The 16,484-nt window shown below is 43.1% G+C and carries 13 protein-coding genes; 10 read left to right on the top strand and 3 right to left on the bottom strand.

What is annotated here, in order from left to right:
• Positions 1–54 precede the first annotated feature (54 nt).
• From LRQ06_RS15215 to LRQ06_RS15195, 5 genes are all read left to right on the top strand, one after another.
• On the top strand, positions 55–1,446 hold the full coding sequence (locus LRQ06_RS15215; RefSeq protein WP_232767906.1) for an NAD-dependent succinate-semialdehyde dehydrogenase: 1,392 nt from the start codon (positions 55–57) through the stop codon (positions 1,444–1,446).
• A gap of 232 nt (positions 1,447–1,678) precedes the next feature.
• Positions 1,679–3,079 (top strand): glycoside-pentoside-hexuronide (GPH):cation symporter, encoded by a 1,401-nt coding sequence (locus LRQ06_RS15210; RefSeq protein ID WP_232767905.1) that lies wholly within the window; start codon positions 1,679–1,681, stop codon positions 3,077–3,079.
• A 5-nt stretch (positions 3,080–3,084) separates the two neighbouring features.
• Positions 3,085–4,206 (top strand): substrate-binding domain-containing protein, encoded by a 1,122-nt coding sequence (locus LRQ06_RS15205; RefSeq protein WP_232767904.1) that lies wholly within the window; start codon positions 3,085–3,087, stop codon positions 4,204–4,206.
• A gap of 105 nt (positions 4,207–4,311) precedes the next feature.
• Positions 4,312–6,669, top strand: coding sequence for a glycoside hydrolase family 3 N-terminal domain-containing protein (locus LRQ06_RS15200; RefSeq protein ID WP_232767903.1), 2,358 nt, complete (start codon positions 4,312–4,314; stop codon positions 6,667–6,669).
• A 74-nt stretch (positions 6,670–6,743) separates the two neighbouring features.
• Positions 6,744–7,469: a hypothetical protein gene (locus LRQ06_RS15195; protein WP_232767902.1), complete on the top strand. Its 726-nt coding sequence runs from the start codon at positions 6,744–6,746 to the stop codon at positions 7,467–7,469.
• Positions 7,470–7,533: 64 nt separating this feature from the next.
• Here LRQ06_RS15195 and LRQ06_RS15190 read toward each other — a convergent pair whose 3' ends face one another.
• Positions 7,534–8,082, bottom strand: coding sequence for a carboxymuconolactone decarboxylase family protein (locus LRQ06_RS15190; protein WP_232767901.1), 549 nt, complete (start codon positions 8,080–8,082; stop codon positions 7,534–7,536).
• 108 nt (positions 8,083–8,190) lie between these two features.
• Here LRQ06_RS15190 and LRQ06_RS15185 point away from each other — a divergent pair, with 108 nt between their 5' ends.
• A complete protein-coding gene (locus tag LRQ06_RS15185) occupies positions 8,191–9,060 on the top strand; it encodes an AraC family transcriptional regulator (protein ID WP_232767900.1) in 870 nt (289 codons plus the stop codon).
• A 91-nt stretch (positions 9,061–9,151) separates the two neighbouring features.
• Here the strand turns inward: LRQ06_RS15185 and msrB are convergent, their stop codons facing one another.
• Positions 9,152–10,222, bottom strand: a complete 1,071-nt coding sequence (gene msrB, locus LRQ06_RS15180) for a peptide-methionine (R)-S-oxide reductase MsrB (RefSeq protein WP_232768991.1) — start codon at positions 10,220–10,222, stop codon at positions 9,152–9,154.
• A 345-nt stretch (positions 10,223–10,567) separates the two neighbouring features.
• On the opposite strand from msrB, the gene glpT reads away from it, so the two are divergent.
• From glpT to LRQ06_RS15165, 3 genes are all read left to right on the top strand, one after another.
• Complete coding sequence (gene glpT / locus LRQ06_RS15175; RefSeq protein ID WP_232767899.1) at positions 10,568–11,932, top strand: glycerol-3-phosphate transporter; 1,365 nt, start codon at positions 10,568–10,570, stop codon at positions 11,930–11,932.
• 251 nt (positions 11,933–12,183) lie between these two features.
• Positions 12,184–12,723, top strand: a complete 540-nt coding sequence (locus tag LRQ06_RS15170) for a putative periplasmic lipoprotein (RefSeq protein ID WP_232767898.1) — start codon at positions 12,184–12,186, stop codon at positions 12,721–12,723.
• 148 nt (positions 12,724–12,871) lie between these two features.
• On the top strand, positions 12,872–13,759 hold the full coding sequence (locus tag LRQ06_RS15165) for a DAPG hydrolase family protein (protein WP_232767897.1): 888 nt from the start codon (positions 12,872–12,874) through the stop codon (positions 13,757–13,759).
• Between the two features lie 80 nt (positions 13,760–13,839).
• Here the strand turns inward: LRQ06_RS15165 and LRQ06_RS15160 are convergent, their stop codons facing one another.
• Positions 13,840–14,787, bottom strand: coding sequence for a LysR family transcriptional regulator (locus LRQ06_RS15160; RefSeq protein ID WP_232767896.1), 948 nt, complete (start codon positions 14,785–14,787; stop codon positions 13,840–13,842).
• 210 nt (positions 14,788–14,997) lie between these two features.
• Between LRQ06_RS15160 and nhaC the strand changes: the two genes are divergently transcribed.
• A complete protein-coding gene (gene nhaC / locus LRQ06_RS15155; RefSeq protein WP_232767894.1) occupies positions 14,998–16,461 on the top strand; it encodes a Na+/H+ antiporter NhaC in 1,464 nt (487 codons plus the stop codon).
• Positions 16,462–16,484 lie beyond the last annotated feature (23 nt).

Below are 16,484 nucleotides of genomic sequence, written 5' to 3'. Positions count from 1 at the left end.
CAAAGTCGGCAAAATAATAAAACATACAAAAATACTTAAAAGGAGTGCTTATCCATGGCCTATTCAACGATCAATCCTTACACCAGTGAACTGATTCAAACCTATCCAGAAGCAACCAATGAAGAAATAGAACAAGCGATTACTCAGGCTCATGATGCTTTCATGAACTGGAGTGAAACCAGCTTTGAGAAAAAAGCAACCATTTTACAAAAAGCAGCCGACCTACTTCGGGAAAATAAAAGAAAATACGCAAAAGTATTAACTCTTGAAATGGGAAAACTCATTTCAGAAGCTGAAGCTGAAGTCGAAATTTCCGCTCAAATAATGGAATATTATGTTAAACACGCAGAATCTCTATTAGCACCAAAAATCATTGAATCTGAAGATCCGGCGGTTAAAAAAGCGTCGATTGTAAATGAACCTCTTGGCGTATTACTTGCCATCGAGCCCTGGAACTTTCCATACTATCAGATAGCCCGAATTCTTGCTCCACAGCTTTCTGCCGGTAATACCCTACTTCTTAAACATGCCTCAAATGTTCCTCAATGTGCAGCAACATTTGAACAACTAATGCTGGATGCCGGTCTTCCTGAAGGAGCCTTTACCAATCTTTATGCTACCCGTGATCAGGTTGAAATGATCATCAATGATAAACGGATACATGGTGTGGCTCTAACTGGCTCAGAAGGAGCCGGTGCTATCGTGGCTTCTCAGGCAGGCAGAGCAATGAAAAAATCCACACTGGAACTTGGTGGAGCCGATGCATTCGTTGTTTTGAGAGATGCGGATTTGGAAAAAACAGTCAAATGGGCGGTTTTCGGACGCCACTGGAATGCCGGACAAGTCTGTGTTTCATCAAAACGGATGATCATTGAAGATGAAATTTACGATAAATTTCTTGAACGTTATACCAGGGGTGTAGCCAATTTAGTCGCCGGCGATCCAATGTCACCAGATACAACCCTTGCTCCCTTGTCTTCGCAGGGAGCAGCCGATGAAGTAAAAGAAAAAATCAAACAAGCCGTTAGGTTTGGAGCCGTCGCCATCGAAGTCGGTCCGGAAATCCCGAAACAGGGAGCATTTGTACAGCCGACGATTCTAACCAACGTAACTCCGGATAATCCTGCCTATTATTGGGAATTCTTTGGTCCTGTATCTATGATTTTCAGAGCTAAAGATGAGGATGATGCAGTACGGATAGCAAATGATACCCCATTCGGTCTGGGCGGATCCGTGTTCGGTCAAGACGAGGATCACGCAGAGCAGGTTGCCCACCGTATTTCAACCGGGATGGTGTATGTCAATCACCCGACAGCAGTCAAAGCTGATTTACCATTTGGAGGAATCAAACATTCAGGCTATGGCCGGGAACTGTTAGATTTGGGGCTGAAAGAATTTGTTAACCATAAGCTGGTTGCCGTCACAGATATTGACGGTAACTTCTGATTTCTGAATAAGTCAAACAATCGAAAGGGTAGTATTATGCTACCCTTTTCTTACAGTGAAACCCTTCTCACAACGTGATTTACTTAATATAAACATTAATGCATATATTATATATTTCGTAATCACCATTTCATATTTGGTAATAGCGCTCTGGCAATCAGAACTTTTTCATTAGCTTCGCCATAGTATTTTTGTCCAATAACTGTGACTAAATGTATCCTGGAGAAAAATAATGAATACGATCAAGCTGTCAGTGAAAGAGAAGATCGCATACGGAACAGGTGATACCGGCTGTAACTTTGTCTGGCAAACCGTCATGCTGTTTCTGGCTTACTTTTATACAGATATATATGGTTTATCGCCGGCTCATATGGGCACCATGTTTTTACTGGTACGATGTATTGATGCCATCACCGACCCCATAATGGGAGCTATCGTTGACCGTACCCGTTCAAAGCACGGGCGCTATCGACCCTGGCTTTTATGGATTGCTGTTCCGTTCGGCATCGCCTGCATGGTGACATTTTACACCCCTGATTTTACGGAAACAGGCAAAATAGTGTACGCGTATTCCTCATACATTTTTCTGACTCTGATGTACACCGCAATTAACGTCCCATACTGCGCAATGGCAAATACTTTAACCAATGATTCTCAGGAACGGACATCTCTTCAGTCCTATCGTTTCGCCCTCAGTACTTCCGGAGGACTGGTTGTGGCTATGGTTGCACTGCCTTTAGTTGATATCATCGGCCAGGGTAATGTACAGAAAGGTTATTTAGGTGCTATGGCCATAATGGGACTTGGCGCTATTTTCCTGTTCTTCTTTAGTTTTGCTAATACAAAAGAACGCTGTATTCCCGAGGAAGAATCCACTGAATCCGTCTGGCAGGATTTAAAACGGTTAATGAGAAACGACCAGTGGCGAATTTTGTTTACCCTCAATGTTGTACTGTTAACCGGAGTCGTCCTGAAAGGTGCTTCGACAATGTACTATGTTAATACCGTCATGGGTCGCCCCGGATTAGCAACCGCATTAATGGTAACGGGTATGGTTGCTAATATTCTGGGTGCCATTATTTCTGCTCCTTTGTTTGGTAGCATGGATAAACCCAAAATTTACCGGATCCTCATCGTTATTTCCGGTCTTTTGTCTGCCGCTCTGTTTTGGGTCTCTCCAGACAATATATTCATGATTTTTACTCTGGTTGCACTACTTGGCCTGGTTCAGATGAGTACAACCCCGATCCTTTGGAGTATGATGTCTGACATTGTCGACTATGAAAAAACCCGTAGCCACCGTTCTTTAAGTGGCATGGTTTTCTCAACGAATTTATTTGCCATTAAACTGGGTATCGCAATCGGAGGGGCAGGTGTCGGATGGATACTGGCAGCGGCAGGCTATGTCGGAGGTGCGGCTCAACAAAACAGTGCATCAATTACCGCCATCAATCTTCTGTTTACAGTGATTCCGGGAATCATTTTTGTTTCACTTGCCTTTCTCATGTTGTTCTACCGACTGGATAATCAGCAACTCGATCATATTAAAGCAACACTGGCTATGGAAGACAAACAAACATCAGGACAGACAGAAACCGACGGTTTATTACCAAGTCACGCAGAGCAAAGTTGACATACATGAAACGGTTACTGCTTTTACTCGACAGTATGATTTACTTTGATCGCCAGGTTTTGAAAGGCATCAAAGCCAGGTTAGATGAAACCAATTTAAAAGTTCGCCTGTATCTTGAATCGGGTTCGGCGCTGGATGAGTTAAAGCAGGAACCATGGGATTATGTTATTGCCGATTACGATAAAGCGGTGTTCCGAAACATTGTGCAGACATGTAATGCAAAAGTACTGGCATACTCTAACCATCACCGAAATGACTTCACTCCCAATGCTTCGACTATTGTCATCGATAATGAGAGTTTATCCGAAGCTGCTCTGAGATGGTTTCTGGATGCCGGCTTAACGCATGTCAGTTTTTTCTCTAATGAGCAGGATGCTGAACAGCCATGGGGAAAAGAACGAAAAGAGGCATTTATCCGACAATCACGGCATATCGGTCTGGATTATACTGAGTCAGTATTCGGAGCAATAGAAACCAGACTGTTCCCTCTTGGGGTCTATTGCTCCTCTGATCGTTCAGCCCGGAAACTCGCTCAATATTGTGAACAAAACCATATCGATGTCCCGACACAGCTTTCCATTATCGGTACTGATAGTGACAATACGGAAAGAATGCTGTCACCTTTACCTCTGAGTTCTCTGGAATTAAATCCATACGAGCTGGGACGTTACTGTGTTGATACATTAATTAAAACCATCCGCTTTAAACGGCGTTTTCACTATACTTACGCCCCAACTCAGCTCTATGAGGCCGCGACAACCCGCAGTCAGGAACAATTTGACGATTTAGTTAGCCGGGCCAGTTTGTACATAAGAAATAACTTTCATATTAATATTAAAATTAAACAGGTAACCGATTTCTGTAAAACATCCAGAAAAACACTGGACTCCCGTTTTTTATCCATTCACGGAGTTACCGCTCATCAATATTTAACCAATATCCGGCTCCGGCGGGCTCAATATCTGTTACGCCATTCCACAGACAAACTGGATATTATTGCTCAACAGTGTGGTTACCCCAATCAGTCTTATCTGACTCAGGTTTTTGGTAAACAAATCGGGATCTCACCAAGCCAGTACCGGAACCACCATCAAAGCCCCCTCGTCTCGCCTGTTTCAGAAGATTAGATATTTGGTAAAGCACGGTTGATATTTGGTAATTTGGTAGTAATTACCAGAACTTAACCTTTGTTTGCGGGATATTGAAAAAAACATCAGAATGTGGTGAACATTATGCAAACCTATAAAAATCCAGCCGCCAGCATTGAAGATCGGGTTACAGACTTACTTTCCCGGATGACTCTGCAGGAAAAAATAGCTCAAATGGGCGCACAGTGGCTGATCCTGGATAAAAATGGAAATCACCGGGAACGGGATCTGGAAATGGCAACGGAACACAATAAACCGTCATTCAGAGAAAAAGTAAGCTCCGGACTCGGGCAAATTACCCGTCCACTGGGAACCCATCCGGTTCCGGCATCTCAGGGGGTGGCCGCTCTGAATGAATTACAACGATATTTAGTCGAAGAAACCCGGCTCGGTATCCCCGCCATGCCACATGAAGAATGTCTGGTCGGTCTGATGGCGAAAGGCGCCACACTTTTCCCTTCTTCTTTGAATTATGGACACACCTGGAACCCTGATTTAATTGAATCGGTCGGAAAAGAAATTGCTATTCAGTTGAAACGGGTTGGAGCCCGTCAGGGGCTGGCTCCGGTCCTGGATGTATCCAGAGATGTACGCTGGGGAAGAACAGAAGAGACACTTGGGGAAGACCCTTATCTGGTTGGCGTTCTTGCAACCCATTATGTAAAAGGACTTCAGGGAAAGGATCGTTCCATCTACGCAACACTCAAACATTATGTCGGACATTCCTTTAGTGAAGGAGCACGAAACCATGCCCCTGTCCATATTGGCTTTAAAGAGCTGAATGATCTTTTTCTTCTGCCTTTTGAGATGGCAGTCAAACTTGGTCATGCCGGCTCTGTTATGCCTGCCTATCATGATATCGACAATGAACCCTGCCATGCTTCTTACCACTTACTCACAGAAATTCTTCGCCAGCAATGGGGATTTGATGGCTTAATCGTGGCTGATTATGGCGGTGTTGAATTACTGTTTTCTCACCATGCTATTGCTTCTGATCGGGCTCATGCTGCCGCATTAGCGTTTAATGCCGGACTGGATATTGAGCTGCCAGACGATGCCTGTGCAGCCACACTTAATGAAGCTCTGGAAAAGAATCTGATTAGCGAAAACAAAATCGACGAGATCGTAAACCGGATTCTTACACATAAATTCAGACTGGGGTTATTTGAACACCCTTACACACCGATACCGGAAAACGACCTTCCATCGGAAAAAGCACGTAACCTCGCATATCAGGTTGCGGCTGAATCCATTGTTTTACTGAAAAATAACGGAATATTACCATTAAATAAGACAATCAGACTGGCCCTTATAGGAGCTACCGCCGATGACCAGCTTGCCATGCTGGGGGGATACAGTTTTCCGGTTCATTTAATTTTGAGTAGCCTGAGCAGCAAAGACAAAGTTGCCACTACAGTAAAAGAGGCACTGGAAACTCATTTCAGTCATATCAAATATAGAAAAGGATGTGACATTCTGACCAAACGTCAGGCTGGTGCGCCGGTATTCCCGGGTGATGTCGATTTAGCCATATCTCAGACCCAGACGTCACCTATTTCTCAGGACACATCCGGTATCGCTGAAACCGACAGCATCTTAAATGACTGCGAAGCTGCCATTGTATGCGTTGGCGATCTTGCCGGTTTATTTCAGACCGGAACCGTCGGTGAGGGTTCCGATACCGATTCACTAACGCTTCCTGGCGTACAACAAATTTTGCTCGACCATGCACTGGACAGCGGTAAACCGGTTATTGTGCTGGTTACCGGAGGACGGCCTTATCATCTGGGACGGGCGGAAGAAGAAGCCGCAGCGATCCTCTATGGATGGGCTCCGGGACAAGAAGGTGCCCGGGCGGTTGCCGACATACTGTGCGGTGAACTGAACCCCAGTGGCAAACTGACGCTTTCTTTCCCTAAAAGTGCCGGTGCGGTACCTTATTACTACAACCATAAACTGAAAAGTGGCGGCACGCCCATCGCCTATCATTTCGGTTCCCGCTACAATTTTGGTTTTGGGCTAAGCTATACTTCGTTTGATTACAGCGATTTCAGTATTACTGAAACTGACGTTGCCCAGACGGATACCATCAATATCACCATGACCATCAGCAACACCGGTCATTATCAGGGCGCTGATGTTGTGCAGTTATATGTGCGGGACCAGCATGCCACATTAGTCAGACCCATCCGGGAATTAAAAGGGTTTGCTAAAGTCACCCTAAAACCGGGAGAACAACGCCGGCTTCACTTTGCTTTGCCTGTTGATATGCTGAATTTTACTAACCATCAGCACCAGAGAATTGTTGAACCGGGAAGCTTTGAACTGATGATTGGCCGCTCGTCTGCCGACATCGTATTCAGAGATGTGGTTAAGGTCACCGGCAAACCCCGAATCCTACCTGAAAACTGGCGGATGATATGCCACACCCGTTGTGATTAATATCCGGTTCAAATCGGCAAAAGAGAATTATCGTATAAACGGTAATTCTCTGAAAAGTAAAGAACATCAACCAGATGAATATTGCAGTGAATACTGGTAAAGTGGCTTCCTCTTTTTATTTTATTGATATAATTGTTTCTATGAAAAATCCTTTTTTATGGCAACTACTGTCTGTCGCATTACTCAGCGGATGCACAGTCAATCCGAATGATGGAAAGCCCGAATTTCTGACCAATGCCCCCCGGTTAACTCTGGAAGGCCGACAGGGTTTTATGCCAGGTCAAAAACTACGGTTTGGTCAGTATCACGGAGGTGTCAACAAGTCATGGGTTAATGCTGCCGGTCTCGGCTTTTTAGTCAGTACTCTTGCCGATGATAAACTGCAAAGTGTAAAAGTCAGAATACAAAATGCAGACAATCAGTCCGTTTCTATTAATTATCTGCAAAGCTGTTCATGGGATCTGGCATCCGTATTAATTGACGGCATTAGCCGCCCGACGGACTTTAAGGGAAAAATACATGTAAATAATACGCTAACCTCATTTTCTGAGCCAACAAAAATCCCATATAAAAAACAGTGGTTTAACGTTGATATTAGTTATTTACAAAGCGACCACAGATATACCGTCACACTAGCTAATAAAGTGGTTGCTGAGGCCCGGTTACAGGTATATGTCGGAGGTATGTCAAATGAAGATTACGTATGGATAGACCAGACACAGCCTGAAGATATTAAACTAATGGCGGCCACTTTAATCGCCTACGCCGTAACTTATGAAACACCAGACTGCAAATCATAAAATAAACCGGAAACACCAATAAACAGAGTTAAGGCAGATAGCCCTAACTCTGTAAAATTCCTTTCTATTGATTCTTACCCATTGCCAGCAGCTCAGGGTTCACTTCCGGCTTTGTCAGGTGGTTACTGTAATTGGAGAGTGTCTTAATTGCGGCAATCAAAATGACTTCAAATACATGTTTCTGTTCAAATCCTGCCTCAAAAAATGCCCGTAAGTCCTGCTCATCAAGCCAGCCTCTTTTCTCTGTAAGAACGCGGGCAAACTGAACCAAAGCACGATCAGAATCGTCTGTTATTTTTTGATCTGCCAGTATTTCGTCAATCGTAATGTCAGAAGCGCCTTTTATTTTCCCCATAGTGCTATGTGCTACCGTACAAAAATCGCAACCATTTTCTTTGCTGATAGCCAATAATGCGAGTTGCGACTGTTGAGGGGAAAGCGATAATTTATCGAGCATTCTGGTCAGAGTCAGATAAGCTTCAACTGTAACCGGTGCTTCTGCCATAAAAGCAAAAAGATTAGGGACGAACCCATAATTATTCCTAACCTGACTTAAAATGGCTTTACCTGTTTCTGATGAATCCGATACGGTGTGAAATTTGAAATTGTGCATCCTTAACTCCTTGCGTTGCCATATATATGGAAAGTTCAGGTACACTTTATCGCTCAATAATTGTATGATGAATGCTCAATCGTTCTGATTCTTTGCTCATTCGTTCATATGGAAGCGTTCTCAAGTCTTATACAACAATTTCAGTTTCATACCGAGGTTTATCATAATGCCCGGCTTTGCGGAAACTGGAAATTAGAACAACACCGGACAGATCAAACCTGTTTCCACCTGATAACAGGAGGGCATTGTTATTTAAGTATTCCTGATTACGGAGACACTGTACTGGAATATGGCGATCTGATACTTTTTCCTAAAGAACCCCAACACTCCTTATTTAACACAGAGTTACAAACATCACAGGAGGGAACACAGGATACCGACTTATTATGTGCCAAAGTTGACTTCGGGCACTCTGGTGTCGAAGCTTTGCTTAAATCACTGCCACACGTACTCATTCTCAAAAATCAGGAGACCAATTTCTGGTTAAAGCCCATACTAAACCTGATTATTGCAGAAAATACGCTCCGGCACAGAGGAAGTGACGCCATATTAAACCGTCTGTCAGAATTGATTTTTATCTATTCCCTGAGACATTACCTCAACCAAAATCCAACCGAAGTATCTCTGCTTGCCCTCTACGCAGATACCCGCTTGTCTTTGGCTGTTGATGCCATCCACACGCACCCCGGAACAAACTGGACTATCGATAAACTGGCGCAAATTTCTGCCATGTCCCGAACCCGGTTCGCAGTGTATTTTAAATCCCGATCCGGGTGGACGGTAATGCAATATATAACCTGGTGGAGAATGCAGGTGGCACTTGGACTCTTAAAACAGGGAGAAAGCGTCAGCACGGTTTCTTATCAGGTCGGATACCAGTCAGAGTCCGCATTTTCAAGAGTATTTGCCAAACACTTCGGCTGTAATCCCGGAAAAGCCAGCAGACAATTCCGTTCGGGGACTAAATCAGACATCTGATTAAATTATCCGGATGACTTTAATCAGACCCGGACAACAAACCTCACTTTTCAATTTTCCATGCAAACTGAGAATCATCAGACTGATTAGTTCAGTTTACCCGGTTAAACAAATACAAATAATTACTGTACCCTTCTTGTTGCATGTTTTCTTTTGCGATAAAACGCATCGCGGCAGAATTCATACAATAACGCAATCCGGTTGGGGCCGGCCCGTCGTCAAATACATGACCTAAATGGGAGTCACCAAAACGACTCCGAACTTCTGTCCGGGGATAAAAAAGATGGTGATCGGTTTTCAGTTTGATATATGCCTCGTTAATTGGCTTGGTAAAACTCGGCCATCCGGTACCGGATTTATACTTATCCGTCGAAGAAAAAAGAGGCTCTCCGGTCACAACGTCAACATAGATTCCATCCTTTTTATTATCCCAATATTCATTATGGAAGGCCCGCTCTGTTCCTTCTTCCTGCGTAACATGATATTGAAGGCTGGTCAGTTTCTCACGTATTGTTGCCTCTGAAGGCTTCACATAGACTTTAACCTCAGAGAGCGTTTTCTTTTTATCTATCATTTCCCGTAACGTCACCGGGTTCTCTTCGCGCTCTTCGCCAAAAATGGTATCCAGATACTGGTCACGACCTGAACGGTAGCGATAGTAGGTATAACGAATTTTATTTTTTTTATAATAATCCTGATGATATTGTTCTGCCGGCCAGAATTTTTCAAAACGTATCAATTCCGTCTTCAATGGTTTTTTATAAATTCCCAATTCATTAATTTCACGGATAAAATTCTCCGCTACCGTTTTCTGCTCATTATTACGATAAAAAATAACAGGCCGGTACTGACTTCCACGATCCACAAATGATCCCTGATCATCCGTCGGGTCAATATGGCGGAAAAACTGATCCAATACCTGTTCATAACTCACCAGTTTAGGGTCATAAGTCACATTAATGGTTTCAACATGACCGGTTTTTCCTGATGACACCTGCTTATAGGTAGGATTATCAATCTGACCTCCGGAATAACCCGAAACAACCTCAACAACACCATTCAGTTTTTCCATATCAGATTCCGTACACCAGAAACAACCGCCGGCAAGCGTCGCAATAGCGTAACGACCGGATTCCGGATTCGCCCGTACCGATGTCATCATAGCGAGAATTATCAGGAGTACCGGGCCAACACCTGTCAATATCGAACGAACTTTCATACTAACCTCTGAACTCATTATGCGTTATTCAGTTAGACGTTTGAGCCGCAAAAAAATTACACCTTATTTTGCAAATAAACAAAAATTTTCTTTCGAAACAAAAAACCTGATCTTGATAATAAAATCAGTCGAAAACACTATATAAAACGTGCCTTAACTCATATTTAAGACAAAACAAAGAATAAATCAGATGAATATCTCATTCATATTTTCATTTATGAACCATAATAATTTCGTTCGAGCAAAAATAGAAAAAATACGATAACAAATAAAATTACAGGTGAATGTATGTATAGTATATTTAAGCCTAAGGCTCATATTTCACGTCTCCCCGGCGACAAAATAGACCCAACCTATAAACATCTGAGAATTCAGTTATTCTTTGGCATTTTCTTTGGCTATGCCGGTTATTACCTGGTGCGCAAAAATTTTAGCCTTGCGATGCCGTTTCTGATTGATCAGGGATTTTCACGAGGCGAACTGGGAGTCGCCCTGTCGGCAGTTTCCATCGCATATGGTCTGTCAAAATTCCTTATGGGCAGTGTTTCTGATCGATCAAATCCAAGATATTTTCTCAGTTTCGGCCTAATGATGTCTGCGGCTGTCATGTTTTGTTTCGGGTTTATTCCATGGGCAACAAGCAGCGTCACAATGATGTTTATTTTACTGTTTCTTAATGGCTGGTTTCAGGGAATGGGATGGCCGGCCTGCGGCCGTACAATGGTTCACTGGTGGTCCCGCAAAGAACGTGGCGGACTGGTTTCCGTATGGAACGTTGCTCATAATGTCGGAGGTGGACTGATTGGTCCGATTTTCTTGCTGGGCCTGTGGCTGTTTAATGATGACTGGCACACCGCATTCTACGTTCCTGCATTTTTTGCTGTTATGGTCGCCATTTTTATCTGGGCAACATTACGTGACACACCTCAGTCCTGTGGTCTTCCTCCAATTGAAGAATACAAAGATGATTATCCCGATAACTACAGCGCCGAAAACGAAAAAGAAATCTCAGCCAAAGACATTTTTTTCAAATACATTTTCAATAACAAATTATTATGGTCAATTGCTATTGCTAACGCTTTCGTTTATCTGATCCGTTACGGTGTGCTCGACTGGGCACCAACTTATCTGTCAGAAGCAAAACAATTTAGTGTCGACAAATCCTCATGGGCCTATTTCCTGTACGAATGGGCAGGTATTCCCGGAACACTTTTATGTGGCTGGATTTCAGATAAATGGTTCAAAGGACGCCGGGCACCTGCCGGTATTCTATTCATGCTGCTCGTCACCGTTGCGGTCATGGTTTACTGGTTCAATCCGGCCGGGAATCCGGCAATAGATATGGCAGCATTGATATCTATTGGCTTTCTTATCTACGGACCGGTCATGCTGATTGGCCTGTACGCACTGGAATTAGCCCCCAAAAAAGCAGCAGGCACCGCAGCAGGTCTGACTGGATTATTTGGATACCTCGGAGGGGCTGTCGCAGCAAATGCAATCTTAGGTTATACCGTCGATAATTTTGGCTGGGATGGCGGTTTTACATTGTTAACGTCTGCCTGCATCATTGCCATTTTGTGTCTCTTATATGCCTATTTCGGTGAGAAAAAATATCACGAAAACAAACTATCGAATGCAGAAACCATTGCCTAGGATCTCAATGATATAACTTTGAGCCGTAACATGAGCAATCCGTTACGGCTCAAAACGACTAAACCCTCAAAAATAAAGAGACTCCCCAAAAGCATTCTCAGTATAACTGATTAACATAAATGCCTTTTTTATGCTCATATTGTATTTAAACTTGCATGCAAAATACATCACACTATATGATTTGTAGCCATTATGATTTTTCCTGATAAACAGAAGATGATAGTGGAATTACTATTGTTTTTGAGGTACTTATGAAAAAAAACATTATTCTGGCTATTACTTTTTCTTTGATATTTTTGTTATCCGGTTGTTCATCTGCACCAACAAGAACCGTTCCTGTACCAGCAGTACCTCTCACTCCTCAACTAAAAATGGGAACATTAAATTTTTCTCTGAGCGAAAATCACAAAGCAAACATCACTTACCACACGCAGCAGGAGATGCACGCTTTTATCCTGTCTCAGATAAAAGCAGATCTGAATGAAAAGTATATCCTCACAGACAGTCCCGAAGCAGATATTATCAATATAAACATTGAATATGTCCGTCAGTTTATTGGTCGTAAACTGACGGACTCTCTGGGTTATCCGACATTAAACTACTCTATTGAAATCGTACGTAAAACCAAAGTTATTTACCGTCTGGAGAAAAAGCATCAAGCCTTTAACGCAGGGATAATGCCGAATATAGAAGTTCTATTTGGCGTTATGCGGAAAAAATCACATGAAAAGATCTTTATGAAAAGTATTGCCAACACCATTTCTTCACAAATAGCACAACTTTTAAAATGACAATAATGATACTAACGGGTACAGTAATAAAAAGGTACCCAATAACCTGTCGGTCTCTTATCCATTAGAAAATGTTTGCGAGAAGACAATAGTACCGAAGCGACATAAGAAAGGGCCTTTTACCAAATCAACCTAAACAGAGGTAATTATGGACTCCAACGATTTACATAATGGCAATGACGACCATTTGCAATATGCGCTAGAAAGAACCGCAAAACAGATTTTGTCTGAGGATGAAAAAGAACGTCCGTATGCAAAATATTTTTTCGACAAAATACCTCAACCCGATCCACACCATTATCAACTTATGGATACACCATGCGACCCGGCACAAGCCCTTTACCCAGAAGATATGAATGATCTTCTGAATCCGGGAGATCTTGCTATTGAAACAGGCTGGTGTAACCTGCCAAATGGCACCGGTTTTATTGCAAACCGAAATATTTACTCCGACATTACCGCTGAAATGATCGACTGGTGGTTTGCCTGGCACCCATTAGATGATCTGCGTTACCGAATCTGGTATCCACCTCAACATGCTGGAATATCCGTTAGCCCGGAACATCAAATAAAATTACTCGATTCATCCATTCCAATGCAAGAAAGAAACTGGGGAATTACTCATCATGCAATTGAAGATACCAACAATGGCATGGAACAAGTTGATATTCACTTTATGTCACCTCAAAGTTTCGGTTTTGATATGACTCGTTGGAAGTCACCAGATGTAGAAACTTTTGCTGGGGGACAAGGCTGGTCTGTCCCAGCAGGCCAGGCGGATAAGGCCCGGAAATCACCCTCCCTGATGTGCCATATTTTTCGCCAGACTGACTCAGGGCTGGAGCACAGAACCCGTTTCTGGATTGGATACCACTTTGTTGATGGAAAGCCAAAATCTATATTACCTCCAGGCCAGGCCATTCCAGAAAAAGTGATAAAAGGACTTGCACAACATAATGTGTGTGAATTTACTCGTTTTAAAACTTTCTTACCAAGAATATATAAAGAATTCGGAGAAAAAATCATCACAACGTAAGATTAACAGACATACTTTCCATTGGTTCTCTTGAATAAAACAGAGAACCAATTTCTGTTTCTTGCTAAAACTGGTTTAATTCACCCATAAGCACAAATTTCTTCCGGCGACAAACTGACAATTCCCGGTGTTTCATCAATAAAGCTGAACAACTCAGAAATAATGTATCTCAACCGCTCAGTAATGTACTCACGATCCCGGTAGGCTATATAGATATTCTGCTCTTTGTACACTTTTCCTTCAAACAATACAGTACACTTGTCGGCCTGTAACAGACGGATACTTTCAGCCGGAAGCAAAGAGATGCAACGCCCCTTTTCTGTTAAAGTGGCAGCCAGATCAAACGAATCAACAGAAACACGGCATCCAACCTGACAGTGTCCATCCTGCCCGTTTTCAGTCGTCCAGGAGCAATTACTTTCTACCTCATAATGACGGGAAGAATTATTGTTAATACCGGCATATTGCCCGAGTTGTCCGGGATGAGCCGGTATTCCGCCATTGGCAGACAAATACGCCCTCGATGAAACAAAATATTTTCTTAGCGTAACGAGTTTTCTGGCAATTAACGACTGATCCTGGATCTCCATCGGAGTAATTAAAATATCAAAATCCCCCATGGTATAGGTCAGACTTGGATTAATAGTAATCACATCAATTTCAATGTCTGGTTGCTCATCCAGAATACGGGGAATCACACTAGCGCAAAGAGTGCGGGAAAAGGAATGGGAAACACCAAGCTTTACTGTTCCTTTAAGTTCTGTTCGCTTACAGCTTAGTTGCTCAATAGAATATTCCAGTTTATTCACGATTTGTCTGGCAGTTGACTTAAACGATACACCATCCGGAGTAATCCGAATCACACTACCAGCCTTCTGAATCAATTTAATTCCTAAATCTTTCTCCAAAACTTTCACTCTGCGACTAACCGTTGAGGGACTGGTATCACAAACAACCGCCGCCTGAGTTATGCTGCGTGTTTTACAAACAGACAGAAAAATTTTCAAATCATTGATATTTACATTCACATCAGTATCTCCGGGTGCAATTAATCAGAGGTATTGCATAATCTGCAATCGGGTATTGCAGTTAATGTGTAGCTAAGTTACAGCCAATGGATAGACTGATATGCAAAGTTGCTGACAATCTGCTCAGTCAAAAATATCAGGGATAGGCAACTTCATAAAGACCAATATTGGTAAAATTACAAAAACAGGAATCCAAGGAAGACTAAAGCAATGACGCAAACACAACACAAAATGTCCAAACTGGCAGCATTTACTCCGGTAGTCGCTATGCTGATTTTACTGGGAGTCGGCTACGGTCACTTTCACTGGAGGCCAGAACCTCTGTTAATTATTGCAACCGTCATAGCAGGCCTTATTGCTAAATCAGCAGGCTATACATGGGATGAACTTCATGAAAGTATTCTGGAAAAAATTCATCAGGGAATGTCTGCCACACTTATTCTGATTTCCGTCGGTGTTTTGATCGCAACCTGGATGTTCTCCGGAACCATCCCAATGGTGATCTACTTCGGAATGCAGTATATATCACCGGAACATATACTGGTTATTGCCTGCATTGGATCGGCCATTATTGCGACAATGACCGGTACCAGTTGGGGGGCTGTCGGTACAGTAGGAGTCGCCTTTATGGGTATCGCAACCGGTTTGGGTGTTTCACTTCCTGCAACAGCTGGGGCGGTTGTTGCCGGCGCATTTTTTGGTGATAAGATTTCACCATTGTCGGATACGACCAATCTGGCACCTCTGGCAGCCGGCTCCACCCTTTATGAACATATCGGACACATGCTATATACCACTATTCCAGCGCTTTTCCTTTCACTGATTGTTTACTTCTTTGCCGGCAACAGCAGCATGGTCGGCGCAGAAATTGCGACTCCGGAAAAAATGGAAACCATGCTATCAACCCTGAACCTCATGTTTACCTGGCATATTGCTTTGTTGATCCCGGTTCTGATTGTTCTGGTTGGTGCCATTCGCAAATGGCCATCCCTTCTGGTTATGCTGGGTGCATCAGCGGTTGCTTTTATTATGGGGATGACGATTCAGGGATTTGATGCAAAATCAGGCTTTACTGCGATAGTCAAAGGCTTTAATGTTGCAATGGTACACAGAGAAGGTTTTGACAGCGGCAACGTCATCTGGGAAGTCACCCGCCTGATTAACCGGGGTGGAATGATGAGTATGATGGGAACCTGTCTGATCGCATTTTGTGCCTTCGCTTTTGCAGGTGTTATGTCAAAATCAGGCGCGCTGGATGTCATTCTGGACACTATGCTGAAAGGTGTTAAATCAAATGGCGGTTTAATCTTAACAACCGTTATTTCCTGCATCACAATGGCAATTGTTACTGGTTCATCCTATCTTTCTATTTTAGTTCCGGGCGAAATGTACCGGGATGAATTTAAACGCAGAAAACTGGCCGCCAAAAACCTATCACGAACTCTGGAAGATTCAGGTACTGTCACCGTACCATTGGTTCCCTGGTCAATGGCCGGTGTCTATATGGCGTCCACTCTAGGGGTATCGGTTCTGGACTTCGCACCATGGGCGGTATTCTGCTATGTCGGCTGGGTTTTTGCTCTTATCTATGGCTATACCGGCATTGGTATTGCAAAAGATGAAACGTCCATCGCTGATGAAGAAACGCAAAAACACCCGGCAATGGCAAAATAAAATCTGTCCGGATATTTTTTAAC

The organism is Vibrio salinus, from assembly GCF_021272385.1.
Lineage (GTDB): Bacteria > Pseudomonadota > Gammaproteobacteria > Enterobacterales > Vibrionaceae > Vibrio > Vibrio salinus.
The sequence above is the reverse complement of the archived record's forward strand: the minus strand, read 5'-3'. Positions and strand labels throughout refer to the sequence as shown.